The sequence below is a fragment of the Franconibacter sp. IITDAS19 genome (genome assembly GCF_023079515.1).
Taxonomy (GTDB): Bacteria; Pseudomonadota; Gammaproteobacteria; order Enterobacterales; family Enterobacteriaceae; genus Franconibacter; species Franconibacter pulveris.
On sequence record NZ_JALJCP010000001.1, the window covers coordinates 535,718 to 559,470 of the forward strand.

At 55.0% G+C, this 23,753-nt stretch carries 23 protein-coding genes, 5 tRNA genes and 2 other RNA genes; 23 read left to right on the plus strand and 7 right to left on the minus strand.

Annotated features, from left to right (window positions below; genetic code table 11):
- Positions 1-19 precede the first annotated feature (19 nt).
- The 22 genes from sucC (at position 20) to pnuC (ending at position 15,391) form a co-directional block, all read left to right on the plus strand.
- Positions 20-1,186: an ADP-forming succinate--CoA ligase subunit beta gene (gene sucC, locus MT962_RS02680; protein WP_024557135.1), complete on the plus strand. Its 1,167-nt coding sequence runs from the start codon at positions 20-22 to the stop codon at positions 1,184-1,186.
- Positions 1,186-2,055, plus strand: coding sequence for a succinate--CoA ligase subunit alpha (sucD, locus tag MT962_RS02685; protein ID WP_024552427.1), 870 nt, complete (start codon positions 1,186-1,188; stop codon positions 2,053-2,055). The genes sucC and sucD overlap by 1 nt, the downstream gene beginning before the upstream one ends.
- 1,054 nt (positions 2,056-3,109) lie before the next feature.
- On the plus strand, positions 3,110-4,708 hold the full coding sequence (gene cydA / locus MT962_RS02690) for a cytochrome ubiquinol oxidase subunit I (protein ID WP_024557134.1): 1,599 nt from the start codon (positions 3,110-3,112) through the stop codon (positions 4,706-4,708).
- A gap of 15 nt (positions 4,709-4,723) precedes the next feature.
- Complete coding sequence (gene cydB, locus MT962_RS02695; protein ID WP_247364475.1) at positions 4,724-5,863, plus strand: cytochrome d ubiquinol oxidase subunit II; 1,140 nt, start codon at positions 4,724-4,726, stop codon at positions 5,861-5,863.
- Positions 5,864-5,877: 14 nt separating this feature from the next.
- Entirely contained in the window at positions 5,878-5,991 is a 114-nt protein-coding gene (cydX, locus tag MT962_RS02700; RefSeq protein WP_055725542.1) for a cytochrome bd-I oxidase subunit CydX, read from the plus strand.
- A gap of 2 nt (positions 5,992-5,993) precedes the next feature.
- Positions 5,994-6,284, plus strand: coding sequence for a cyd operon protein YbgE (gene ybgE / locus MT962_RS02705; RefSeq protein WP_073859844.1), 291 nt, complete (start codon positions 5,994-5,996; stop codon positions 6,282-6,284).
- Positions 6,285-6,419: 135 nt separating this feature from the next.
- On the plus strand, positions 6,420-6,824 hold the full coding sequence (ybgC, locus tag MT962_RS02710; RefSeq protein WP_024557131.1) for a tol-pal system-associated acyl-CoA thioesterase: 405 nt from the start codon (positions 6,420-6,422) through the stop codon (positions 6,822-6,824).
- On the plus strand, positions 6,821-7,513 hold the full coding sequence (gene tolQ / locus MT962_RS02715) for a Tol-Pal system protein TolQ (RefSeq protein WP_024552435.1): 693 nt from the start codon (positions 6,821-6,823) through the stop codon (positions 7,511-7,513). The genes ybgC and tolQ overlap by 4 nt, the downstream gene beginning before the upstream one ends.
- Before the next feature lie 3 nt (positions 7,514-7,516).
- Positions 7,517-7,945, plus strand: coding sequence for a colicin uptake protein TolR (tolR, locus tag MT962_RS02720; RefSeq protein ID WP_024557130.1), 429 nt, complete (start codon positions 7,517-7,519; stop codon positions 7,943-7,945).
- 40 nt (positions 7,946-7,985) lie between these two features.
- Positions 7,986-9,299: a cell envelope integrity protein TolA gene (gene tolA / locus MT962_RS02725; protein ID WP_247364478.1), complete on the plus strand. Its 1,314-nt coding sequence runs from the start codon at positions 7,986-7,988 to the stop codon at positions 9,297-9,299.
- Positions 9,300-9,428: 129 nt separating this feature from the next.
- The gene (tolB, locus tag MT962_RS02730; RefSeq protein ID WP_024557128.1) at positions 9,429-10,721 is read left to right on the plus strand and encodes a Tol-Pal system beta propeller repeat protein TolB; all 1,293 of its coding nucleotides are present in this window, start codon (positions 9,429-9,431) and stop codon (positions 10,719-10,721) included.
- 34 nt (positions 10,722-10,755) lie between these two features.
- Positions 10,756-11,277 carry a peptidoglycan-associated lipoprotein Pal gene (gene pal / locus MT962_RS02735; RefSeq protein WP_024552439.1) on the plus strand — a complete coding sequence of 174 codons (522 nt, stop codon included), beginning with the start codon at positions 10,756-10,758 and terminating at the stop codon, positions 11,275-11,277.
- A 9-nt stretch (positions 11,278-11,286) separates the two neighbouring features.
- The gene (gene cpoB, locus MT962_RS02740; RefSeq protein ID WP_247364481.1) at positions 11,287-12,075 is read left to right on the plus strand and encodes a cell division protein CpoB; all 789 of its coding nucleotides are present in this window, start codon (positions 11,287-11,289) and stop codon (positions 12,073-12,075) included.
- 164 nt (positions 12,076-12,239) lie between these two features.
- Positions 12,240-12,315: transfer RNA gene (locus MT962_RS02745), tRNA-Lys, on the plus strand.
- A gap of 135 nt (positions 12,316-12,450) precedes the next feature.
- Positions 12,451-12,526, plus strand: a tRNA-Val gene (locus MT962_RS02750).
- Positions 12,527-12,529: 3 nt separating this feature from the next.
- A tRNA-Lys gene (locus MT962_RS02755) sits at positions 12,530-12,605 on the plus strand.
- Positions 12,606-12,654: 49 nt separating this feature from the next.
- A tRNA-Lys gene (locus tag MT962_RS02760) sits at positions 12,655-12,730 on the plus strand.
- Between the two features lie 32 nt (positions 12,731-12,762).
- Positions 12,763-12,838: transfer RNA gene (locus MT962_RS02765), tRNA-Lys, on the plus strand.
- Positions 12,839-12,860: 22 nt separating this feature from the next.
- Positions 12,861-12,987, plus strand: a non-coding RNA gene (locus tag MT962_RS02770) — RtT sRNA.
- Positions 12,988-13,017: 30 nt separating this feature from the next.
- Positions 13,018-13,135, plus strand: a non-coding RNA gene (locus MT962_RS02775) — RtT sRNA.
- Between the two features lie 412 nt (positions 13,136-13,547).
- Positions 13,548-14,591 carry a quinolinate synthase NadA gene (nadA, locus tag MT962_RS02780; protein WP_247365094.1) on the plus strand — a complete coding sequence of 348 codons (1,044 nt, stop codon included), beginning with the start codon at positions 13,548-13,550 and terminating at the stop codon, positions 14,589-14,591.
- An 80-nt stretch (positions 14,592-14,671) separates the two neighbouring features.
- On the plus strand, positions 14,672-15,391 hold the full coding sequence (pnuC, locus tag MT962_RS02785; RefSeq protein WP_024555929.1) for a nicotinamide riboside transporter PnuC: 720 nt from the start codon (positions 14,672-14,674) through the stop codon (positions 15,389-15,391).
- On the opposite strand, the gene zitB is transcribed toward pnuC, so the two are convergent.
- The gene (gene zitB / locus MT962_RS02790) at positions 15,388-16,332 is read right to left on the minus strand and encodes a CDF family zinc transporter ZitB (protein WP_024555930.1); all 945 of its coding nucleotides are present in this window, start codon (positions 16,330-16,332) and stop codon (positions 15,388-15,390) included. The two genes, pnuC and zitB, sit on opposite strands and share 4 nt — an antisense overlap.
- 151 nt (positions 16,333-16,483) lie before the next feature.
- Positions 16,484-16,948 (minus strand): YbgS-like family protein, encoded by a 465-nt coding sequence (locus MT962_RS02795; RefSeq protein WP_247364485.1) that lies wholly within the window; start codon positions 16,946-16,948, stop codon positions 16,484-16,486.
- 327 nt (positions 16,949-17,275) lie between these two features.
- On the opposite strand from MT962_RS02795, the gene aroG reads away from it, so the two are divergent.
- Complete coding sequence (aroG, locus tag MT962_RS02800) at positions 17,276-18,328, plus strand: 3-deoxy-7-phosphoheptulonate synthase AroG (RefSeq protein ID WP_024560341.1); 1,053 nt, start codon at positions 17,276-17,278, stop codon at positions 18,326-18,328.
- Positions 18,329-18,420: 92 nt separating this feature from the next.
- Here aroG and gpmA read toward each other — a convergent pair whose 3' ends face one another.
- The 5 genes from gpmA to galE form a co-directional block, all read right to left on the minus strand.
- Complete coding sequence (gpmA, locus tag MT962_RS02805) at positions 18,421-19,173, minus strand: 2,3-diphosphoglycerate-dependent phosphoglycerate mutase (protein ID WP_024555933.1); 753 nt, start codon at positions 19,171-19,173, stop codon at positions 18,421-18,423.
- Positions 19,174-19,380: 207 nt separating this feature from the next.
- Positions 19,381-20,421, minus strand: coding sequence for a galactose-1-epimerase (galM, locus tag MT962_RS02810; protein ID WP_024555934.1), 1,041 nt, complete (start codon positions 20,419-20,421; stop codon positions 19,381-19,383).
- Positions 20,415-21,563, minus strand: coding sequence for a galactokinase (gene galK, locus MT962_RS02815; protein WP_247364488.1), 1,149 nt, complete (start codon positions 21,561-21,563; stop codon positions 20,415-20,417). Before galK ends, galM begins: the two co-directional genes overlap by 7 nt.
- A gap of 2 nt (positions 21,564-21,565) precedes the next feature.
- On the minus strand, positions 21,566-22,612 hold the full coding sequence (galT, locus tag MT962_RS02820) for a galactose-1-phosphate uridylyltransferase (RefSeq protein ID WP_247364491.1): 1,047 nt from the start codon (positions 22,610-22,612) through the stop codon (positions 21,566-21,568).
- Positions 22,613-22,620: 8 nt separating this feature from the next.
- Positions 22,621-23,637: a UDP-glucose 4-epimerase GalE gene (gene galE, locus MT962_RS02825; RefSeq protein WP_247364497.1), complete on the minus strand. Its 1,017-nt coding sequence runs from the start codon at positions 23,635-23,637 to the stop codon at positions 22,621-22,623.
- Between the last annotated feature and the right edge of the window lie 116 nt (positions 23,638-23,753).

The window sequence follows — 23,753 nt, forward strand, 5'->3', positions numbered from 1 at the left end:
GTCTTAATGGATAGAACACATGAACTTACACGAATATCAGGCGAAACAACTGTTTGCCCGGTATGGCTTACCGGCGCCGGTGGGTTATGCCTGTACTACCCCGCGTGAAGCAGAAGAAGCCGCGTCTAAAATCGGTGCAGGTCCGTGGGTAGTTAAATGTCAGGTTCACGCAGGCGGTCGCGGTAAAGCGGGCGGCGTGAAAGTGGTTAAGAGCAAGGAAGAGATCCGCGCTTTCGCTGAGCAGTGGCTGGGCAAACGTCTGGTGACCTACCAGACAGACGCTAACGGCCAGCCGGTAAACCAGATCCTGGTAGAAGGCGCAACCGATATCGATAAAGAGCTTTATCTTGGCGCGGTTGTCGACCGCGGAACCCGTCGCGTGGTCTTTATGGCCTCTACCGAAGGCGGCGTGGAAATTGAAAAAGTGGCGGAGGAAACCCCGCACCTGATCCACAAAATGGCGCTTGATCCGCTGACTGGCCCCATGCCGTATCAGGGCCGCGAGCTGGCGTTCAAACTGGGCCTGGAAGGCAAGCAGGTTCAGCAGTTCACTAAAATCTTCATGGGCCTGGCGACGTTGTTCCTTGAGCGTGACCTGGCGCTGGTAGAAATTAACCCGCTGGTTATCACCAAACAGGGCGACCTGATTTGCCTCGACGGCAAACTGGGCGCGGACGGCAACGCGCTGTTCCGCCAGCCGGATCTGCGTGAAATGCGCGACCACAGCCAGGAAGACGCCCGCGAAGCGCACGCTGCGCAGTGGGAGCTGAACTATGTGGCGCTGGATGGCAACATCGGTTGCATGGTGAACGGCGCGGGCCTTGCGATGGGCACCATGGACATCGTTAAGCTGCATGGCGGCCAGCCGGCGAACTTCCTTGACGTGGGCGGCGGCGCGACCAAAGAGCGCGTGACCGAAGCGTTTAAAATCATCCTGTCTGACGACAAGGTGAAAGCCGTTCTGGTAAACATTTTCGGCGGTATCGTACGCTGCGACCTGATTGCCGACGGCATCATCGGTGCGGTGGAAGAAGTAGGCGTAAACGTGCCGGTGGTGGTGCGTCTTGAAGGCAACAACGCTGAACTTGGCGCGCAGAAACTTGCTGAAAGCGGCCTGAATATTATTGCGGCGACAAGCCTGACGGATGCTGCGCAGCAGGTCGTTGCTGCGGTGGAGGGGAAATAATGTCTGTTTTAATCGATAAAAACACCAAAGTCATCTGCCAGGGCTTTACCGGCAGCCAGGGGACTTTCCACTCCGAGCAGGCGATTGCGTACGGCACCCAGATGGTCGGCGGCGTAACGCCGGGCAAAGGCGGCACCACCCACCTGGGTCTGCCGGTTTTCAATACCGTGCGTGAAGCCGTCGAAGCGACAGGCGCTACCGCCTCCGTTATCTACGTTCCGGCGCCGTTCTGTAAAGACTCCATTCTGGAAGCTATCGATGCAGGCATTAAGCTGATTATCACCATCACCGAAGGTATCCCGACGCTGGATATGCTCACCGTGAAAGTGAAGCTTGATGAAGCTGGCGTGCGCATGATCGGCCCGAACTGCCCGGGCGTCATTACCCCAGGCGAATGCAAGATAGGCATCATGCCGGGCCACATTCATAAGCCTGGTAAAGTAGGTATTGTTTCCCGCTCTGGTACATTGACCTATGAAGCGGTTAAGCAGACTACCGATTACGGCTTCGGCCAGTCCACCTGCGTGGGCATCGGCGGCGACCCGATCCCGGGTTCCAACTTCATCGATATCCTGAAGCTGTTCCAGGAGGATCCGCAGACAGAAGCTATCGTGATGATCGGCGAGATCGGCGGCAGCGCGGAAGAAGAAGCGGCGGCGTACATTAAAGATCACGTCACGAAGCCGGTTGTGGGCTACATCGCAGGCGTTACCGCGCCGAAAGGCAAGCGTATGGGCCATGCGGGCGCCATCATCGCAGGCGGTAAAGGCACAGCGGACGAGAAATTCGCTGCTCTGGAAGCGGCTGGCGTGAAAACCGTTCGCAGCCTGGCCGACATCGGCGATGCGCTGAGCACTATCCTGAAATAAACCGTTTCCTCGTTACAGAGAAAACAAAAAGTCCGATTCCATCTTTCGACATGGTTGGCCACCTCCGGGTGGCCTTTTTTATGCCCTGACTCCAGGGCGCGCTGTGACAGGCAGAACTGCCACGACAGGCGCGCAATAGCGTTTACTCTACGCCGCCGCGTTTTTCCATAACCTGATTTGATGATCACGCAGGGGAGGGGCGAAGAGTGTTCTTTGCCGTTTTACTGTGGCCGTACCGCGCCAGTCGCTGGCGTATGCCGCGTTATTCATGAGTTTCGTTAACGTTCCTTTTTGGCAAAAAAAGGGCTGTTTTAAGTAAAACTTTGGTGAGCAGCGCGCGAAAAAGGCAGGCTGTTGAATTTTAACGGGCAAAAAATAAAGGTTGTAGAAAAAATAAAAGCGCCGCTTATCAGGAAAAAAGAGATTAACGCAAATCATCACCGCCGTTTAATTGTTAATTAAATGCTGCATTAATGAAATAAACTTGCTATATCACGGCGCGATAAAAAGAAGGCGAAAATATGTGACCAGGTTAACATTGTCTCAACTTTTAATTAAAGAAAAGCCGCACGCTAATAAATAACGAAAAGTCATGGCAAGGTTAAATTAGCTAACTTACCATTTCACTGAAATGCACATTTAATTAACATCAATTTTACCGATGTAACCCAACTGGCTTGAAAATTAACATTAATTTTGAAAATTGATTTAAATTAATTTTTTGAACAGAAGGAAATGAGTGAAATTTATATTAATTGCGGTAAATCAATATGGCGCTTTTATAGGAAATTCGGTATAAATTGATCAACTTCGAGAAACGCAAATAAGCTTAATAAAACCTGTTTATTGTAAGGTTTTTGCGGCGTAATATATTTGTCGAATCAATTTGTTTTATTTAACGTATTTGTAACCTAACGCCACAGTTTTCTTACATCACCTCCGTGATGCGGCTTTGGCGTACCGGAAGCAAATGTATTTCTATTGGGGCATGCGTTGTGGAAACCGGTAACGGGAGCCGCATTCAAAGTCTTCATGCGAAGAGCAAGGAGTCAAGATGTTAGATATAGTCGAACTGTCGCGCTTACAGTTTGCCTTGACCGCGATGTACCACTTTCTGTTTGTGCCGCTGACGCTCGGTATGGCGTTCCTGCTGGCGATTATGGAAACGGTTTACGTCCTCTCTGGTAAACAAATTTATAAAGATATGACCAAGTTCTGGGGCAAGTTGTTTGCAATCAACTTTGCGCTGGGCGTGGCGACCGGCTTGACCATGGAGTTCCAGTTCGGGACTAACTGGTCTTATTATTCCCATTACGTGGGCGATATTTTTGGCGCGCCGCTGGCCATTGAAGGGTTAATGGCGTTTTTCCTTGAATCCACTTTTGTCGGCTTGTTCTTTTTTGGCTGGGATCGTCTGAGCAAAGTGCAGCATATGGCGGTGACCTGGCTGGTGGCGCTGGGTTCTAACCTCTCCGCGCTCTGGATTCTGGTAGCGAACGGCTGGATGCAGAACCCGGTTGCTTCCGATTTCAACTTTGAAACCATGCGCATGGAGATGGTGAGCTTCTCCGAGCTGGTGCTGAACCCGGTAGCGCAAGTGAAATTCGTTCACACCGTCGCAGCAGGGTATTGCACCGGCGCGATGTTTATTCTCGGTATCAGCGCGTGGTACATGCTGAAAGGCCGCGACTTCGCCTTTGCTAAACGCTCTTTCGCGATAGCGGCGAGCTTCGGCATGGCGGCGGTGCTTTCCGTTATCGTGCTGGGCGACGAATCCGGTTACGAGATGGGCGACGTGCAGAAAACCAAGCTTGCGGCGATCGAAGCGGAATGGGAAACCCAGCCGGCGCCAGCGGCGTTCACGCTGTTTGGTATTCCGGATCAAGAAGGGCAGGAAAACCACTTCGCGATTCAAATTCCTTACGCGCTTGGCATTATCGCGACCCGCTCCGTTGATACGCCGGTTATCGGCCTGAAAGATCTGATGGTGCAGCACGAGGCGCGCATCCGTAACGGCATGAAAGCCTATCAGTTGCTGGAGCAACTGCGCGGCGGTTCTACCGATCAGGCAGTTCGCGATCAATTCAACAGCGTGAAGAAAGATTTGGGCTATGGTCTGCTGCTTAAGCGCTACACCCCGAACGTGTCTGACGCGACCGAAGAGCAGATTAAGCAGGCAACCCAGGATTCTATTCCGGCTGTGGCGCCGCTTTACTTCTCCTTCCGCATCATGGTCGCCTGCGGCGTGCTGATGTTGCTTATCATCGGCGCCGCTTTCTGGAGCGTCATTCGTAACCGTATCGGTGAGAAAAAATGGCTGCTGCGCGCGGCGTTTTACGGCATTCCTCTGCCGTGGATCGCAGTGGAAGCAGGCTGGTTTGTCGCAGAATATGGCCGCCAACCGTGGGCTATCGGCGAGGTATTGCCAACGGCGGTGGCGAACTCAACGCTGACTGCGGGTGACATCATCTTCTCAATGGTGCTGATTTGCGGGCTCTACACGCTCTTCCTGGTGGCTGAACTCTTCCTGATGTTCAAATTTGCCCGCCTGGGACCGAGCAGCCTGAAAACCGGTCGCTACCATCACGAGCAGCCCAACGCGGGTTCTCGGGAATATGAAGAGTCCACCGTGGCTTCTCAGCCGGCACGCTAAGCGAGGAGAGGGAAAATGATCGATTACCAAGTATTGCGCTTTATCTGGTGGCTGCTGGTCGGCATTCTGCTGATCGGTTTTGCGGTCACCGATGGTTTTGATATGGGGGTCGGCATGCTGACCCGCGTGCTGGGACGGACCGATACCGAACGTCGCGTGATGATTAATACCATTGCGCCGCACTGGGACGGCAACCAGGTATGGCTCATCACGGCGGGGGGCGCGCTGTTCGCCGCCTGGCCGATGGTCTATGCCGCCGCGTTCTCCGGCTTTTATGTGGCGATGATCCTGGTGCTGGCGTCGCTCTTCTTCCGCCCGGTTGGTTTTGACTACCGCTCGAAGATTGAAGACACCCGCTGGCGCAATATGTGGGACTGGGGCATCTTCGCAGGCAGCTTCGTGCCGCCGCTGGTTATCGGCGTGGCGTTCGGCAACCTGCTGCAGGGCGTGCCGTTTACGGTAGATGAGTATCTGCGCCTGACCTACACCGGCAATTTCTTTCAGTTGCTGAACCCGTTTGGTCTGTTGGCGGGTATTGTCAGCGTGGCGATGATCATTACTCAGGGCGCGACTTACCTGCAGATGCGCACCGTTGGCGAACTGCACCTTCGTTCGCGCAATACTGCGCAACTCTCCGCGCTGGTAATGATGGTGTGCTTCGTGCTGGCGGGTGTTTGGGTTGTGTTTGGTATCGATGGCTATGTCGTCACGTCCACTATTGACGTTCATGCGGCGTCTAACCCGCTGACCAAAGAAGTGACTCGCGAGGCGGGCGCGTGGCTTGCGAACTTCAATAACACGCCGGTTTTGTGGGCGCTGCCTGCGCTGGGTGTGGTACTGCCGGTACTGACGATTCTGGCTTCGCGTCTGGAGAAAGGGGCCTGGGCGTTTGTCTTCTCTTCACTGACGCTGGCGTGCGTTATCCTCACTGCAGGCATTGCGATGTTCCCGTTCATCATGCCGTCCAGCATTATGATGAATGCCAGCCTGACGATGTGGGACGCCACCTCAAGCCAGCTGACGCTGACTGTGATGACCTACGTGGCCGCCGTGTTCGTACCGATTATTCTGCTCTACTCCACATGGTGTTACTGGAAAATGTTCGGTCGCATCACCAAAGAGCATATTGAAAGCAATACCCACTCTCTGTACTAACTAAGGAGCTGATTATGTGGTACTTCGCATGGATTTTAGGCACGCTTCTTGCTTGTGCTTTTGGGGTGATTACTGCGCTTGCGCTTGAGCATGTTGAAGCGGTCAAAGCGGGTAAAGAAGAGCACTGATGATTAACTTCATCACGAAGCTTTATGCAGTTATGGATAAGAGCCCCTTGCGGGCTCTTTCCTTAATCATGGCGCTAACGCTTGCCGGCTGCGTATTCTGGGACCCGACCCGCTTTGCGGCGAAGACCAGCGAGCTTGAGATTTGGCATGGCTTGCTGCTTATCTGGGCGGTTTGCGCAGGGGTGATTCACGGCACGGGATTCAGGCTGCGCGCAACCTACTGGCAAGCCTTGTTTTTCCCGCTCATCGCTGACCTTGTGCTGCTCGCCGGGCTGCTCTTTTTCTTCTTTTGAGCAACAACTCGCCACTGCTATTTATGGGCCGCTGAAGGCCCATAAATATTTACTCTCCGTTTACTTCAACCCATTCCAAACCTACACCCTCTTGCGTATAGTAAGCAGCGTTTAATTGCATTACCGGGATGTAGAGTGAGCACAACGCTGTTTCGATGGCCGGTCCGGGTCTATTACGAAGATACCGATGCCGGTGGTGTGGTTTATCACGCCAGTTATGTCGCTTTTTATGAAAGAGCACGCACAGAGATGCTGCGCCATCACCACTTTAGTCAGCAAGAGCTGCTGGCTGAGCGCGTGGCCTTCGTCGTACGCAAGATGACGCTTGAGTATTTTGCGCCTGCCCGACTCGACGATTTACTCGAAATCCAGACTGAAATTACATCGATGCGTGGGACTTCACTGATCTTCACGCAGCGGATAGTCAATGCCGATAATACCCTCCTCAACGAAGCGGAGGTTCAAATTGTCTGCGTTGATCCACTCTTAATGAAGCCTCGTGCGCTTCCCAAGTCTATTGTCGCGGAGTTCAAGCAGTGACTGACATGAATATCCTTGATTTGTTCCTGAAGGCAAGCCTTCTGGTTAAACTTATCATGTTGATTTTAATTGGTTTTTCCATCGCTTCCTGGGCCATCATCATTCAGCGAACGCGTATTCTCAACGCGGCGAGCCGCGAAGCGGAAGCGTTTGAAGATAAGTTCTGGTCCGGCATTGAGCTTTCCCGCCTTTATCAGGAAAGCCAGGGCCGTCGTGAAAATCTGAGTGGTTCAGAGCAAATCTTTTACGCAGGTTTTAAAGAGTTCGCCCGTCTGCATCGCGCCAATAGCCATGCGCCGGAAGCGATTGTCGAAGGGGCTTCACGCGCCATGCGTATCTCCATGAATCGCGAACTGGAAACGCTGGAAACCCATATTCCTTTTCTTGGCACCGTGGGGTCCATCAGTCCTTATATCGGTCTGTTCGGCACCGTATGGGGGATCATGCACGCCTTTATCGCCCTCGGCGCGGTGAAACAGGCGACCCTGCAGATGGTGGCGCCGGGTATCGCGGAAGCGCTGATCGCAACCGCTATCGGTCTGTTCGCGGCAATTCCCGCCGTTATGGCTTATAACCGCCTGAACCAGCGCGTGAACAAGCTGGAACTGAATTACGACAACTTTATGGAAGAGTTCACCGCTATTCTGCACCGTCAGGCTTTTACCAGCAGCGAAAGCAGCAAGGGGTAAACCATGGCCAGAACACGTGGACGGGGTCGTCGCGATCTGAAGTCTGAAATCAACATCGTACCGCTACTGGACGTGTTGCTGGTGTTGTTGCTCATCTTTATGGCAACGGCGCCGATAATCACCCAGAGCGTGGAAGTGGATCTGCCGGACGCCACGGATTCGAAAACTGTCAGCACCAATGACGACCCACCCGTCATCATTGAAGTTTCCGGGGTTGGGCAGTACAGCGTGGTGGTTGAAAAAGATCGTATGGATCAATTGCCTTCGGAGCAGGTGGTGGCGGAAGCCCAGCGTCGCTTGCAGGCGAATCCGAAAACGGTCTTTCTTATCGGTGGCGCTAAAGATGTCCCTTACGATGAAATTATTAAAGCGCTGAACCTGTTGCATCAGGCGGGTGTGAAATCTGTCGGGTTAATGACGCAGCCAATTTAAGCGTTTTACGCAACGGGTGAACAGTTTTTGGGAACCGAGAGTGTCAAAGGCAACCGAACAAAACGATAAGCTGAAACGAGCAATAATCATTTCAGTGGTGCTGCACGTCTTGCTGATTGCACTGCTGGTCTGGAGTTCGTTTGATGAGCACATTGACGAAGCTGCCGGCGGCGGCGGCGGGTCGGCCATTGATGCAGTCATGGTCGATCCCGGCGCGGTGGTGCAGCAATACAACCGTCAGCAACAGCAGCAGGCGAGCGCGCGCCGCGCCGCTGAGCAGCGTGAAAAGCAGGCGCAGCAGCAGGCGGAGGAGCTTCAGGAGAAGCAAGCCGCTGAGCAGGAGCGTCTGAAGCAGCTTGAGAAAGAACGTCTCGAAGCGCAGGAACAAGCGCGTCAGCAGGCGGAGCAGCAAAAGCAAGCAGAAGAGGCGGCTAAACGCGCTCAGGAACAGCAGAAGCAGGCTGAGGAAGCGGCGGCGAAAGCGGCGGCGGAGGCGAAGTCGCAAGCTGAAGCACAGGCGAAAGCCGCTGCCGAAGCAAAAGCGAAGGCGGATGCTCAGGCGAAAGCCGCTGAAGAAGCAGCGAAAAAAGCCGCCGCGGATGCACAGAAAAAAGCGCAGGAAGAAGCAGCAAAAGCCGCAGCAGACGCGCAGAAGAAAGCGCAGGAAGAAGCGGCTAAAGCGGCAAAAGCGGCTGAGAAGAAAGCGCAGGAAGAGGCGGCGAAAAAAGCTCAGCAGGAGGCTGAGAAAAAAGCAGCGGCTGAAGCGGCGAAGAAAGCGGCAGCCGAGAAAGCAGCTGCTGAAAAAGCAGAAAAAGCGGCCGCGGCGAAGGCGGCTGCGGCTGCGGAAAAAGCCGCTGCGGAAAAAGCGGCCGCTGCCGAGAAGGCCGCCGCCGCGAAGAAAGCCGCAGCAGAAAAAGCCGCCGCCGCGAAGAAAGCTGCGGCGGAAAAAGCGGCAGCTGCCGCAGGGGTTGATGATTTGCTTGGCGATCTCAGTTCCGGTAAGAATACGCCGAAATCCGGCGGCGGGGCGAAGGGAACTAATGCAGCGCCTGCCGGGACGGGTAATAGTAAAAACAATGGCGCCTCCGGCGCCGATATCAGCAGCTATGCTTCGCAGATTAAGTCTGCCATTGAGAGTAAGTTTTACGACGCGTCATCCTATACAGGCAAAACCTGTACGCTGCGCGTGAAACTCGCACCTGATGGTCTGCTGCTTGATATCCAGTCGGAAGGGGGGGACCCGGCGCTCTGCCAGGCGGCGATTTCCGCTGCTCGTCAGGCGAGAATTCCGAAGCCGCCAAGCCAGGCTGTATACGAAGTCTTTAAAAATGCACCGCTGGACTTTAAGCCCTGACCACAATTTCCCCGCGCAAGCGGGGAAAATCGTACTAAGGTGAGTCTCAGAGGTGGGGTAGTTTGAAATTAAGTTTGTTAACCTTCTGCTAAATTATCGTGGGCTTTCTGTCCGGATAAGGGAGATATGATGAAGCAGGCATTACGATTAGCATTCAGTTTTTTGATGCTGTGGGCAGCGGTGCTGCACGCGGAAGTACGTATTGAGATTACCCAGGGGGTAGACTCGGCGCGTCCTATTGGCGTCGCTCCGTTTAAATGGGCAGGTCCGGGCGCTGCGCCTGAAGATATTGGCGGCATTGTTGCAGCCGACCTGCGCAACAGCGGTAAATTCAACCCGCTCGACCGTTCCCGTCTGCCGCAGCAGCCCGCTTCCGCCCAGGAAGTGCAGCCTGCTGCCTGGTCAGCGCTGGGCATTGACGCGGTAGTAGTAGGCCAGGTTACCCCGAACGGTGACGGCAGCTACACGGTTGCTTATCAACTGGTAGATACCGGCGGCGCGCCGGGCACGGTACTTGCGCAAAACTCTTATAAGGTGAACAAGCAGTGGCTGCGTTATGCAGGTCATACTGCAAGCGACGAAGTCTTTGAAAAGCTGACCGGCATCAAAGGCGCGTTCCGCACCCGTATCGCCTATGTCGTGCAGACCAATGGCGGTCAGTTCCCGTATGAGCTGCGCGTATCTGACTATGATGGCTACAACCAGTTCGTGGTTCATCGTTCTCCGCAACCGCTGATGTCTCCGGCCTGGTCTCCGGATGGCAGCAAAGTTGCTTATGTTACCTTTGAAAGCGGCCGTTCCGCGCTGGTTATCCAGACGCTTTCCAACGGCGCCGTGCGTCAGGTTGCCTCCTTCCCGCGTCACAACGGCGCGCCGGCTTTCTCGCCGGATGGCAGCAAGCTCGCCTTCGCGCTCTCTAAAACCGGTAGCCTGAACCTTTACGTGATGGATATCGGCTCCGGCCAGATTCGCCAGGTGACGGATGGCCGCAGCAACAATACCGAACCGACCTGGTTCCCGGACAGCCAGACCCTGGCCTATACCTCTGACCAGGCAGGTCGTCCGCAGGTTTATAAAGTTAACGTCAACGGCGGCGCGCCTCAGCGTCTGACCTGGGAAGGTTCTCAGAATCAGGATGCGGATGTCAGCTCCGACGGTAAATTCTTAGTGATGGTGAGCTCCAACGGCGGCGCTCAGAACATTGCTAAACAAGATCTGGCAACGGGTGGCGTACAAACTTTGTCGTCCACGTTCCTGGATGAAACGCCAAGTCTGGCACCTAACGGCACTATGGTTATCTACAGCTCTTCTCAGGGGATGGGATCCGTGCTGAATCTGGTTTCTACAGATGGGCGTTTCAAAGCGCGTCTTCCGGCAACTGATGGTCAGGTTAAATTCCCGGCCTGGTCGCCGTATCTGTGATAATAAATAATTGATTATTAAAGGAATCAAAGAAATGCAACTGAACAAAGTGCTGAAAGGGCTGATGCTGGCTCTGCCTGTTATGGCAATCGCGGCGTGTTCTTCCAACAAGAACGCAAGCAACGACCAGAGCGGCGAAGGCATGCTGGGTGCCGGCACTGGTATGGATGCTAACGGCGGCGGCAACATGTCTTCTGAAGAGCAGGCTCGCCTGCAGATGCAGCAGCTGCAGCAGAACAACATTGTTTACTTCGATCTGGATAAGTATGACATCCGTTCTGACTTCGCTGCGATGCTGGATGCGCACGCTAACTTCCTGCGTAGCAACCCGTCTTACAAAGTGACCGTAGAAGGTCATGCGGACGAACGCGGTACCCCGGAGTACAACATCTCCCTGGGCGAGCGTCGTGCTAACGCCGTTAAGATGTACCTGCAAGGTAAAGGCGTTTCTGCAGACCAGATCTCCATCGTTTCTTACGGTAAAGAAAAACCTGCAGTACTGGGTCACGACGAAGCGGCTTACGCTAAAAACCGTCGCGCTGTACTGGTTTACTAAGAGACTCGCATGAGCAGTAACTTCAGACATCACCTGTTGGGTCTGTCGTTACTGGTTGGCATAGCGGCCCCCTGGGCCGCTTTTGCTCAGGCGCCAATCAGTAGCGTCGGCTCAGGCTCGGTCGAAGACCGCGTCACGCAACTTGAGCGTATCTCTAACGCTCACAGCCAGCTTTTAACTCAACTCCAGCAACAGCTCTCCGATAACCAGTCCGATATTGATTCCCTGCGCGGTCAGATTCAGGAAAATCAATATCAGCTGAATCAGATTGTCGAACGCCAAAAGCAGATCCTTTTGCAGATTGATAGCCTGAGCAGCGGCGGGGCGGCGACACAGGGAGCCGGCGGCACCCCAAATAGTGAGGCTCCGGCAGCGCCGGATAGCTCAGCCAGCGCGCCGGCAGCAGCGGCGCCAGTGCAGAGCGGCGATGCCAATACCGATTACAATGCGGCCATCGCGCTGGTGCAGGATAAATCGCGCCAGGACGAGGCTATCGTTGCGTTCCAGAACTTCATCAAGCAATACCCGGATTCCACTTACCAGCCTAATGCGAACTACTGGTTGGGACAGCTGAATTACAACAAGGGTAAAAAAGACGATGCGGCGTTTTACTTCGCATCAGTGGTGAAGAACTACCCAAAGTCGCCGAAAGCGGCTGACGCCATGTTTAAAGTCGGCGTCATCATGCAGGATAAAGGCGATACGGCGAAAGCAAAGGCGGTTTATCAGCAGGTTATCGCCAAATACCCTGGTACCGACGGCGCGAAGCAGGCGCAAAAGCGTCTGAATGCTATGTAATGCGTGCGGCTTGACCAGTAAGCGTTGGTTTTCTGGTCTCGCCGCATGATTACTAAGCAGTTGAGTGATCTGTATCGAAATTTTAGTTGCGTCAGATTCTTAAATCAGTAATATATGCCGCCGTTGCCACGGGATATGAAGCAAGCCTGTAGCAGCAAAAATGTGGGTCGTTAGCTCAGTTGGTAGAGCAGTTGACTTTTAATCAATTGGTCGCAGGTTCGAATCCTGCACGACCCACCACTCGCTAAGGTGGTATGAATAGCGAGAGCGTGAAGGATAACGTTGCACAGCAACGGCACAAAGGACGAGGCGAAGCCGAGTCATCCTGCACGACCCACCACATTAAAGGTGGAAACACCTTTCCAGCGTAATATCGGGTGATTAGCTCAGCTGGGAGAGCACCTCCCTTACAAGGAGGGGGTCGGCGGTTCGATCCCGTCATCACCCACCACGCGGGTCGTTAGCTCAGTTGGTAGAGCAGTTGACTTTTAATCAATTGGTCGCAGGTTCGAATCCTGCACGACCCACCACTCCACCACCGAGTGGTACAGCAGCAATTCTTTCAGATAACACCCGCATGGGTCGTTAGCTCAGTTGGTAGAGCAGTTGACTTTTAATCAATTGGTCGCAGGTTCGAATCCTGCACGACCCACCATCTGAAAGAAACCCGAGCAGTAAACCCAAAAGGGGTCGTTAGCTCAGTTGGTAGAGCAGTTGACTTTTAATCAATTGGTCGCAGGTTCGAATCCTGCACGACCCACCAGTGTAAAAAGGCGCCCTAAAGGCGCCTTTTTGCTATGCGCAGTTGTCAATGATTCGAACCTGCCGCAGGTTCGAGCCGAGCTTTAGTGAGGCAACATTGCCGCTTGCGGCAATGGCCCGGAGGGCGAAGTCATCCTGCACGACCCACCAGTGTAAAAAGGCGCCCTAAAGGCGCCTTTTTGCTATGCGCAGCGGTACTGATTCGAACCTGCCGCAGGTTCGAGCCGAGCTTCAGCGAGGCAACATTGCCGCTTGCGGCAATGGCCCGGAGGGCGAAGTCATCCTGCACGACCCACCAGTGTAAAAAGGCGCCCTAAAGGCGCCTTTTTGCTATGCCCAGCGGTAATGATTCGAACCTGCCGCAGGTTCGAGCCGGGCTTTAGCGAGGCAACATTGCCGCTTGCGGCAATGGCCCGGAGGGCGTAGTCATCCTGCACGACCCACCAGTGTAAAAAGCGCTCTCTACGCTATCTTGCTCTCCCTTTGACTCAACTATTAGCGCAGCGTTTGTCCGGCTGGTTTGCCTGTCAGTCCTGCATTATATGGGGCCTAAGTGAAACGCTGCCTGCCAAACCACAGCCGCTTATTTATTGTGACTTTTGGTCGTCAATCCGCTATCTTGTTTAGTATATAAAACACGATCGACTTATCTTTGCCTGCGCGAGCTATATGAGGGCAATCTTGTTAAGTCAGCAAAACGAGACAGTATGATGAGTGTGATGTTTGATCCGCAATCCGCTATTTACCCCTTCCCGCCGAAGCCCGCGCCCCTGAGCCATGACGAGAAAGCCTTTTATCGCGAAAAAATAAAGCGTTTACTTAAAGCGCGCGACGCGGTGATGGTGGCACATTATTACACCGATCCCGAGATTCAGGCGCTGGCTGAAGAAACGGGCGGCTGTATTTCCGACTCGCTGGAAATGGCCCGTTTTGGCGCAAAACATCCGGCCAGCACGCTGCTGGTCGCCGGGGTTCGCTTTATGGGGGAAACCGCCAAAATCCTCAGCCCCGAAAAAACCATCCTGATGCCGACGTTGCAGGCGGAATGTTCCCTCGATTTAGGCTGCCCGATTGACGAATTTAGCGCCTTCTGCGACGCGCATCCGGATCGCACCGTGGTGGTTTACGCTAACACTTCCGCTGCGGTTAAAGCACGCGCGGACTGGGTTGTAACATCAAGCATTGCCGTTGAGTTGATTGAGCATCTCGACAGCCTTGGTGAAAAAATTATCTGGGCGCCAGACAGGCACCTTGGCAGCTACGTGCAAAAGCAAACCGGCGCCGACGTCTTGTGCTGGCAGGGCGCCTGTATTGTGCATGACGAATTTAAAACCCAGGCGCTGGCGCGAATGAAAGCGCTCTACCCCGATGCCGCCGTGCTGGTGCACCCCGAATCGCCGCAGGCGGTAGTGGAAATGGCAGATGCTGTCGGTTCGACCAGCCAGCTTATCAATGCTGCCAGAGCCTTGCCGCATAAGCAGCTTATCGTAGCGACCGATCGCGGTATTTTTTACAAAATGCAGCAGGCCGTGCCGGAAAAAGAGCTGCTGGAAGCGCCGACTGCGGGCGAAGGGGCTACCTGTCGCAGCTGCGCTCATTGTCCATGGATGGCGATGAACGGGCTAAAAGCCATTGCCGAAGGCCTGGAGCAGGGCGGGGCGATGCATGAAATTCATGTTGATGCGAAACTGCGTGAGGGCGCGTTGCTGCCGCTTAACCGCATGCTGGATTTTGCCGCTACACTTCGGGGTTAGGTTGGTTTTTAAATCAAGGGCCTGTCGCCTATGCCCGGCAGGCCGGACAACGCAAAAGCGGTTTACGCTCAGGGGAAAATATGGATTTTTTTAGCGTTAATAACATTCTCGTTCACATCCCGCTCGGCACCGGCGGTTACAATCTGTCCTGGATAGAAGCGGTCGGCACGCTCGCCGGGCTCCTGTGCATCTGGCTGGCAAGCCTTGAGAAAATCAGCAACTATGCGTTTGGTTTAGTTAACGTAACGCTCTTTGCAATCATCTTTTTCCAGATCCAGCTTTACGCCAGTTTGCTGCTGCAACTCTTCTTCTTCGCCGCCAATATTTACGGCTGGTACGCCTGGTCGCGCCAGACGAATGACCACGAAGCGGCGCTACGCATACGGTGGTTACCCATGCCAAAAGCGATGGGCTGGCTTGCAGGATGCGTTCTCGCCATTGGCCTGATGACAGTCTGGATTGACCCGGTATTTGCTTTTCTCACGCGCGTGGCGGTGACAATAATGCAGGGGATGGGGCTAAACGTGACCATGCCTGCGCTTGCGCCGGATGCTTTCCCGTTTTGGGATTCCTGCATGATGGTGCTCTCCATCGTGGCGATGATCCTGATGACCCGCAAATATGTCGAGAACTGGCTGCTGTGGGTCATCATTAATGTTATCAGCGTGGTGATTTTCGCACGCCAGGGCGTCTATGCCATGTCGCTCGAATACCTGTTGCTGACTTTCATTGCCCTTAACGGTAGCCGTATGTGGATCAAAAGCGCCCGTGAGCAGGGCTCCCGGGCGCTGGCGCATTAATGCTGATGACCGTGGTGGTGCGAATGCGCCGCCTGCGGTTCATTGAGATGGCAATCTGCGCCGCTACATGGCTGGTATTCCATTTGTACCGTAGCGTGTTCTACCTGGTACTTGTGGGAAAGAAAATGGTGAATGCGGCTAAGCAGGGCGTCATGATCGTGCGGGGGAATAACCTGCACGTGCAGCGTCATTAAAGGCCGCTCGCCGACCAGCCAGACGTGAACATGATGTACGTCGCGCACTTCCGGGATAGCCCGGGAAAGTTCGCGCTTGAGGCCGCGCACGTCAAAGGTTTTCGGCGCCCCCTCCAGTAATTCATTGAGGCTCTCTTTTAACAGATTCCAGGCACTGCGCAGCACCAGACACGAAACCAGAATCGACAGGATCGGGTCGATGGGCGTCCAGCCCGTGCTGAGAATAATCAGTGCGGCCGCTATCGCGCCAACCGAGCCCAGCAAATCCCCCAGCACGTGCAACGCGGCGGCACGCACGTTCATATTTTTCTCTTCGCTGCCGCGATGCAAAATCCAGAACGAGGCCAGGTTGGCGATAAGTCCGGCAAAAGCGATGAGAAGCATTGCGCCGCCTGCCACAGGGCGTGGATGGTAAAACCGCTGGATAGCTTCCCAGACGATAAGCGCTGTTATCACCAGCAGCGCCAGCGCGTTCACAAACGCGGCTAGGGTGGTCAGGCGCAGCCAGCCGAAAGTATGCCGCGGGTTCGGCGGACGGCGCGAAAACTGGACCGCCAGCAGCGCCACCAGCAGGGCTGCGGCGTCCGTCAACATATGGCCGGCGTCTGCCAGCAGCGCCAGCGAGCCAGAAAGCAAACCGCCGACAACCTCGAGCACCATAAAAGCGGCGGTAATGGCAAAGGCGATGAAAAGCCGTCGGGCGTTAGCATCCTGTGACTGGGGAGCATGGGAGTGTGAATGCGCCATAGCAAATAAGCCTCAAAGGAATTGTTATAATTTTCACTTCATAAAATGGATAGCCAGTCTATAACGCGGCAGAGCAGTTTAAAAATCCGAAAAAACAAAGGAGAGCATAAGCTCTCCTTTATTGACTATTGATTTGTTATAGCCCGACAGTTTAGTGCGTCGTACCGTCGGTTTTGGTGTTGACGTCGTTGTTATTACCGCTGCCGGTTTCAACTTTTTTGTTCACGTCCGGGCAGCGACCGTCTTTACACATGGTGTTTTTGTGGACTTCATCGGTAGTCATGCCATCGCCGGAAAGCGTACCGGTGGAGCCTGAATTCGTGTTGCTGCTGGAGCTGGTTCCTGTGCCCGAGCCCATCGCGCCGGAACTCGTTCCTGTGCCAGAACCGGTCGTACCGGTAGTACCGCTGCCAGAATTGATGTTGTTGTTATTCACACCATTCGGAGCAAGGTTTTCTTTCGCGCCCGGCGCGACCTGGCCTGCATCAGCAGCCTGGTTAGACTGACCATTGCTGCCGCCCGCAGAGGAACCGCCAGCGCCGCCTGATGCTGCCAGTGCCGCGCCGCTAGCCAGAGTAAGTGTCGTAGTCAGGATTAATGAGGCTAATTTATTCATGTCATACTCCTGTTCTGATCGTTGTTGTTGGACATTGCTTCCAACAGTGCACTGAGACAGGTTTGTTTGCTCAGCACCCATAAGGTGGTTGAAAAAACCACTTCCGCCTCGTAAAGCAGAACGTGATCGGGAAATAAAGCAAAAACAGAGTGTTAACAGTTAAAAAGTGTAGACGCGATCTCGTTTTTCGCTACTCTTTGGCGAGTAATCACTCATTTCCAGGAATTTTCCTGTCGAAGTGTAAAAGCGCGTTTACACTTCGGACGTGACGAGATAGATTGAGGGGATTGAAACTTTATAAAAATGTAGAGCCCCACTGGAACGAACATGAATTATCAGAACGACGACTTACGCATTAAAGCCATCAACGAATTACTCCCACCGGTCGCCCTGTTAGAAAAATTTCCGGCGACAGCAAAAGCGGCGCAGACGGTTTCTCATGCCCGTCAGGCCATCCACAAGATTTTGCGCGGCAATGACGACCGCCTGCTGGTGGTAATTGGACCCTGCTCTATTCACGATCCGATCGCGGCGAAAGAGTATGCTTCTCGTCTGCTGAAGCTGCGTCAAGAGTTGCAAGGCGAACTGGAAGTGGTGATGCGCGTTTACTTTGAAAAGCCGCGCACCACGGTAGGCTGGAAAGGCCTTATTAACGACCCGCACATGGATAACAGCTTCCAGATCAACGACGGCCTGCGCATCGCCCGTAAGCTGCTTTTGGATATCAACGATACTGGTCTGCCTGCGGCAGGTGAGTTCCTCGATATGATCACGCCGCAATATATGGCGGACCTGATGAGCTGGGGCGCAATTGGCGCGCGTACGACGGAATCTCAGGTGCACCGCGAGCTGGCGTCCGGCCTCTCTTGTCCGGTGGGCTTCAAGAACGGCACCGATGGCACTATCAAAGTCGCGATTGACGCCATTAACGCAGCGGGCGCGCCGCACTGTTTCCTTTCTGTGACCAAGTGGGGCCATTCCGCTATCGTCAACACCAGCGGCAACAGCGACTGCCATATTATTCTGCGCGGCGGCAAAGAGCCGAATTACAGCGCAGCTCACGTCGCGCAAGTGAAAGAGGGGCTGACTAAGGCAGGTCTCGCGCCGCAGGTGATGATTGATTTTAGCCACGCTAACTCCAGCAAGCAGTTCAAAAAGCAAATGGATGTGGGCGCGGACGTCTGCCAGCAGATAGCGAAAGGCGAGAAAGCGATTATCGGCGTGATGATTGAAAGCCATCTGGTGGAAGGCAACCAGAGTCTTGAGAGCGGTGAACCGCTGGTTTACGGCAAAAGCGTGACCGACGCCTGCATCGGCTGGGAAGACACCGATGCCATTCTGCGCCAGCTCGCCGCAGCCGTTAAAGCGCGTCGCGGTTAATGCTGTTTGGCGGGGCGGCCGTACCCCGTTCCGTCAGCGGCCAATAAAAAAGGCGTGGTTTTCACCACGCCTTTTCTCATTTCGCAGAGCGATTACTTCGCTTTACCCTGGTTCGCTACGGCCGCGGCTTTCGCTGCGATTTCATCCGCGTTGCCCAGGTAGTAGTGTTTAATCGGCTTAAAGTTCTCGTCGAACTCATAAACCAGCGGCACGCCGGTCGGGATGTTCAGTTCGAGGATCTCTTCTTCGCTCATGTTATCCAGGTATTTTACCAGCGCGCGCAGAGAGTTGCCGTGAGCGGCGATAATCACGCGCTCGCCGCTTTTCAGGCGCGGCAGAATGGATTCGTTCCAGTAAGGAATGACGCGATCGATGGTCAGCGCCAGGCTTTCAGTCAGCGGCAGCTCCTGCTCGCTCAGTTTCGCATAGCGCGGGTCATGGCCCGGGAAACGCTCATCGTCTTTAGTCAGCGCCGGCGGGGTGACCGCGAAGCCGCGACGCCACTGTTTAACCTGCTCGTCACCATATTTCTCAGCGGTTTCCGCTTTGTTCAGGCCCTGCAGCGCGCCATAGTGGCGCTCGTTCAGTTTCCAGGATTTTTCAACCGGCAGCCAAGCCTGATCCAGCCCGTCCAGGATGTTCCACAGCGTATGGATGGCACGTTTCAGCACGGAGGTATAAGCAAAGTCAAAGCTGTAGCCTTCGTCTTTCAGCAGCTTGCCCGCAGCTTTCGCTTCGCTCACGCCTTTTTCAGACAGGTCGACATCGTACCAACCGGTAAAGCGGTTTTCGTTGTTCCACTGGCTTTCACCGTGACGAACCAGAACCAGCTTAGTAACAGCCATAGTATTACTCCTTCATAAGCCTGATTGAATGATAACAGTTATCATTATATTGCCGTGGTGAAGCCAGCGGCAACGCTAAACCTTTAACATAGCGAAAATAGCAGCGCAGTGTAAGGCGGTTGTGAAGCGGGGGTTAGATTTTTACAGCGAAATGGCGCGTTTATCAGCAATCTGGTGAAAAAAAGCCCTCTGTCGAGGGCTTGCGTCTTATAGCGGCAGGAAGTGGTATTCCGTGACGCTCAGATAATCTTCGCCGGGCTTCAGAACAGGGCTCGGCTGCGGCCATTCCGGATGGTTCGGGCTGTCGGGCAAGAATTCGCTTTCCAGCGCCAGCCCCTGATAGGGTTGATATTCACCCTGCTCGCGAGCCGGCACGCCGGTCAGGAAATTGCCGGTATAGACCTGCAGGGCAGGGGCGGTGGTATACACCGTCATCTGCAATTTGTTGTCGCTGGACCAGACCTGCGCGGCAGGCTCGCTGGCGTCGCCCTGAGCCTGGAGCAAAAAGGCGTGATCGTAGCCTTTTACCAGCTTCTGATCTTCATCCGCCAGGAAATCGGCGGCTATCTTCTTCGGCTGGCGGAAATCAAAGCTGGTGCCTGCCACCGCTTTCAGCCCGCTATGAGGAATACCCTGGGCATCCACCGGCAGATAGTGGTCGGCAAAAAGCTGCAGGCGGTGCTCACGCACGTCATCCTGCGCGCCGTCCAGGTTGAAATAGGCGTGGTTGGTAAGGTTAACCGGGCAGGGTTTATCAACCTTAGCGCGGTATTCAATGCAAAGCGCGTTCTCATCCGTCAGCCTGAAATGAGCGGTAGCGCGCAGTTCGCCAGGAAAGCCCTGGTCGCCGTCCGGCGAATCGAGGCTGTAGAGCACTTCATGCTCGTTCTGGCGAACAATACGCCAGCGTCGCTTGTCGAACCCTTCCGGCCCGCCGTGCAGCTGGTTTTCACCCTGGCTTGGCAGCAGGGTAACGGTCTGCCCGTCCAGTTGATAGGTCGCTTTCGCAATACGGTTGGCGTAGCGGCCTACCGATGCGCCTAAAAAAGCATCCTGTTGCGGATAATTTTCCGGGCTTGCGCAGCCCAGCAGCGTTTCGCGCACGGTGCCGTCGGTCATCGGGACGCGGGCGGAAAGCAGCGTGGCGCCCCAGTCCATGAGCGTGACCACCATCCCTGCGCTGTTGCGCAGGGTGGAGAGGCGGTAAGGCTGCCCGTCAGGGGCGAGTTGCGGCGTCTCTTTTAGCACAGACCTGCTCCTTCTGAAGGTTTGCACACATAAAAGGTTTCTTTAATTCCGGTTTTCGCTTCGTACTGGTTTTCTACGGCCTCTTTCACCGCAGGCACCAGCGACTCAGGCACCAGCGCGACCACGCAGCCGCCGAAGCCGCCGCCGGTCATCCGCACGCCGCCTTCGTCGCCAATGGCGGATTTCACAATGTCCACCAGCGTATCGATTTGCGGCACGGTTATCTCAAAGTCGTCGCGCATGGAGGCGTGCGATTCCGCCATCAGTTGGCCCATGCGCATGAGGTCGCCTTTTTCCAGCGCCTGCGCAGCCTCCTGGGTACGGGCATTCTCCGTCAGCACATGACGAACACGCTTAGCCACCACCGGATCCAGTTCATTCGCCACGGCGTTAAACTGCTCGAGGCTTACGTCTCGCAGCGCCTTTTGCGTAAAGAAGCGGGCGCCGGTTTCGCACTGCTCGCGGCGGGTGTTGTACTCGCTGCCCACCAGCGTGCGCTTGAAGTTACTGTTAATAATAACCACAGCCACGCCTTTTGGCATAGGCACCGCTTTGGTGCCGAGCGAGCGGCAGTCGATAAGCAACGCGTGATCTTTTTTACCGAGCGCGGAAATAAGCTGATCCATAATGCCGCAGTTGCAGCCCACAAACTGGTTTTCCGCTTCCTGGCCGTTAAGGGCTATCTGCGCGCCGTCCAGCTTAAGATGGTAAAGCTGCTGGAAAACGGTGCCGACCGCCACTTCCAGCGAAGCGGAAGAGCTTAAGCCCGCGCCCTGCGGCACGTTGCCGCTGATGACCATATCCACGCCGCCAAAGTTACTGTCGCGCTTTTGTAAATGCTTCACCACGCCGCGAACGTAGTTAGACCACTGCTGGCTCTCATGGCTCAGAATCGGCGCGTCGAGGGAGAACTCATCCGTCTGGTTTTCGTAATCCGCAGCGATAACGCGCACGGTGCGATCGTCGCGCTTCGCGCAACTGATAACCGTCTGGTAGTCAATGGCGCAGGGCAACACGAAGCCGTCATTATAGTCGGTGTGTTCGCCAATCAGGTTAACGCGTCCTGGCGCCTGAACGAGATGGGTGGCAGGGTAGCCGAATTTTTCAGCAAACAGGGATGCGGTTTTCTCTTTCAGACTCATTGTTATTCTCCGGATTCGCGAAAATGGACATCACTGACCGCGCGCAGGCGCTCGGCAGCCTGCTCGGCTGTCAGGTCGCGCTGGGTTTCCGCCAGCATTTCATAGCCGACCATAAATTTACGCACCGTAGCGGAGCGCAGCAGCGGCGGATAGAAATGGGCGTGCAACTGCCAGTGGGAATTCTCTTCGCCGTTAAACGGCGCGCCGTGCCAGCCCATGGAATAGGGGAAAGAGGTCTGGAACAGATTGTCGTAGCGGCTGGTCAGCTTTTTCAGCGCCAGCGCTAAATCGCTGCGCTGGGCTTCGCTGAGATCGGTAATGCGCAGCACATGGGTTTTGGGCAGCAGCAGGGTCTCAAAGGGCCAGGCCGCCCAGTAAGGCACCACGGCGAGCCAGTGCTCGGTTTCCACCACCGTGCGGCTGCCGTCGGCGAGTTCGCGCTGTACATAATCCACCAGCATCGGCGAGCCTTGCTGCGCGAAGTAGTCGCGCTGTAAGGCGTCTTCCCGCGCCACTTCGTTAGGCAGGAAGCTGTTCGCCCATACCTGGCCGTGCGGATGCGGGTTCGAGCAGCCCATGGCTGCGCCTTTGTTTTCGAAAACCTGCACCCACGGGTAGGTTTCACCCAGTTCGGCAGTTTGTTGCTGCCAGGTTTTCACCACTTCTTCCAGCGCAGATAGCGAAAGCTCAGGCAGCGTTTTGCTGTGATCGGGCGAGAAACAGATAACACGGCTGGTGCCGCGAGCGCTCTCGACGCGCAGCAGCGGATCGGCGCTCTGCGGCGCGTCCGGCGTGTCGGTCATCAGCGCGGCGAAGTCGTTGGTAAACACATAGGTGCTGGTGTAGTCCGGGTTTTTATCGCCAGTCACACGGGTATTGCCCGGGCAGAGATAGCAGTCCGGGTCATGCTTTGGCAGCGTCTGTTTCGCCGGGGTCTCCTGCGCGCCCTGCCACGGACGTTTGGCGCGATGCGGAGAGACCAGGATCCACTGGCCAGTCAGCGGGTTATAACGACGATGCGGGTGATCGACAGGGTTAAACTGTTCCATTTTTTCTTTTACTCCTCGTAGCCCTGCGGGTGACGAGACTGCCAGCGCCAGGTGTCATCCGCCATTTCCTGAAGCGAACGGGTCACGCGCCAGTCCAGCTCAGTATCCGCTTTGCTGGCGTCCGCCCAGTAGGCTGGCAGGTCGCCGTCGCGACGCGGCGCAAAGTGGTAAGCGACTGGCTTGCCGCACGCCTGGCTGAACGCGTTTACCACATCCAGCACGCTGTGGCCGACGCCCGCGCCGAGGTTATAAATGTGTACGCCCGGTTTACCGGCAAGCTTCTGCATGGCGGCGACGTGACCATCCGCCAGGTCCATAACGTGAATGTAATCGCGCACGCCAGTGCCATCTTTCGTCGGGTAGTCATTGCCGAAAACAGCCAGCGACTCGCGGCGGCCTACCGCCACCTGCGCGATATAAGGCATCAGGTTATTAGGGATGCCCTGCGGGTCTTCGCCCATGTCGCCCGACGGATGCGCGCCAACCGGGTTGAAATAGCGCAACAACGCAACGCTCCATTCCGGGTTCGCTTTCTGAATATCGGCGAGAATTTGCTCGACCATCAGCTTGCTTTTGCCGTACGGGCTTTGCGGCGTGCCGGTGGGGAAACTCTCCACGTAAGGGATTTTCGGCTGGTCGCCATAAACAGTGGCGGAGGAGCTAAAGATAAAATTAGTAACGTTAGCGGCGCGCATGGCGGAGACCAGGCGCAGGGTGCCGTTGACGTTGTTATCGTAATACTCAAGCGGCTTGCTGACCGATTCGCCGACCGCCTTCAGGCCCGCGAAATGGATCACCGCGTCGATTTGATGGTCGTGAAAAATTTCGGTAAGCAGCGCTTCGTTGCGAATGTCGCCGTCAATAAACAGCGGATGTTTGCCGCCCAGACGTTCGATAACCGGCAGCACGCTGCGCTTACTGTTGCAAAGGTTATCAAGAATAATCACGTCGTGGCCGCTCTGCAGTAATTGCACGCAGGTATGGCTGCCAATGTAACCGCTACCACCTGTTACCAGAACACGCATTTTTCGCTCCATTAGGCTTATGTTATCTATTAACCATAGCATAACAGAGAGGCGAAAAGTGTGATATGCGATAAATTAGTGAAATCGTTTACACCGCAGTTGCGCGCCTGTAAAAA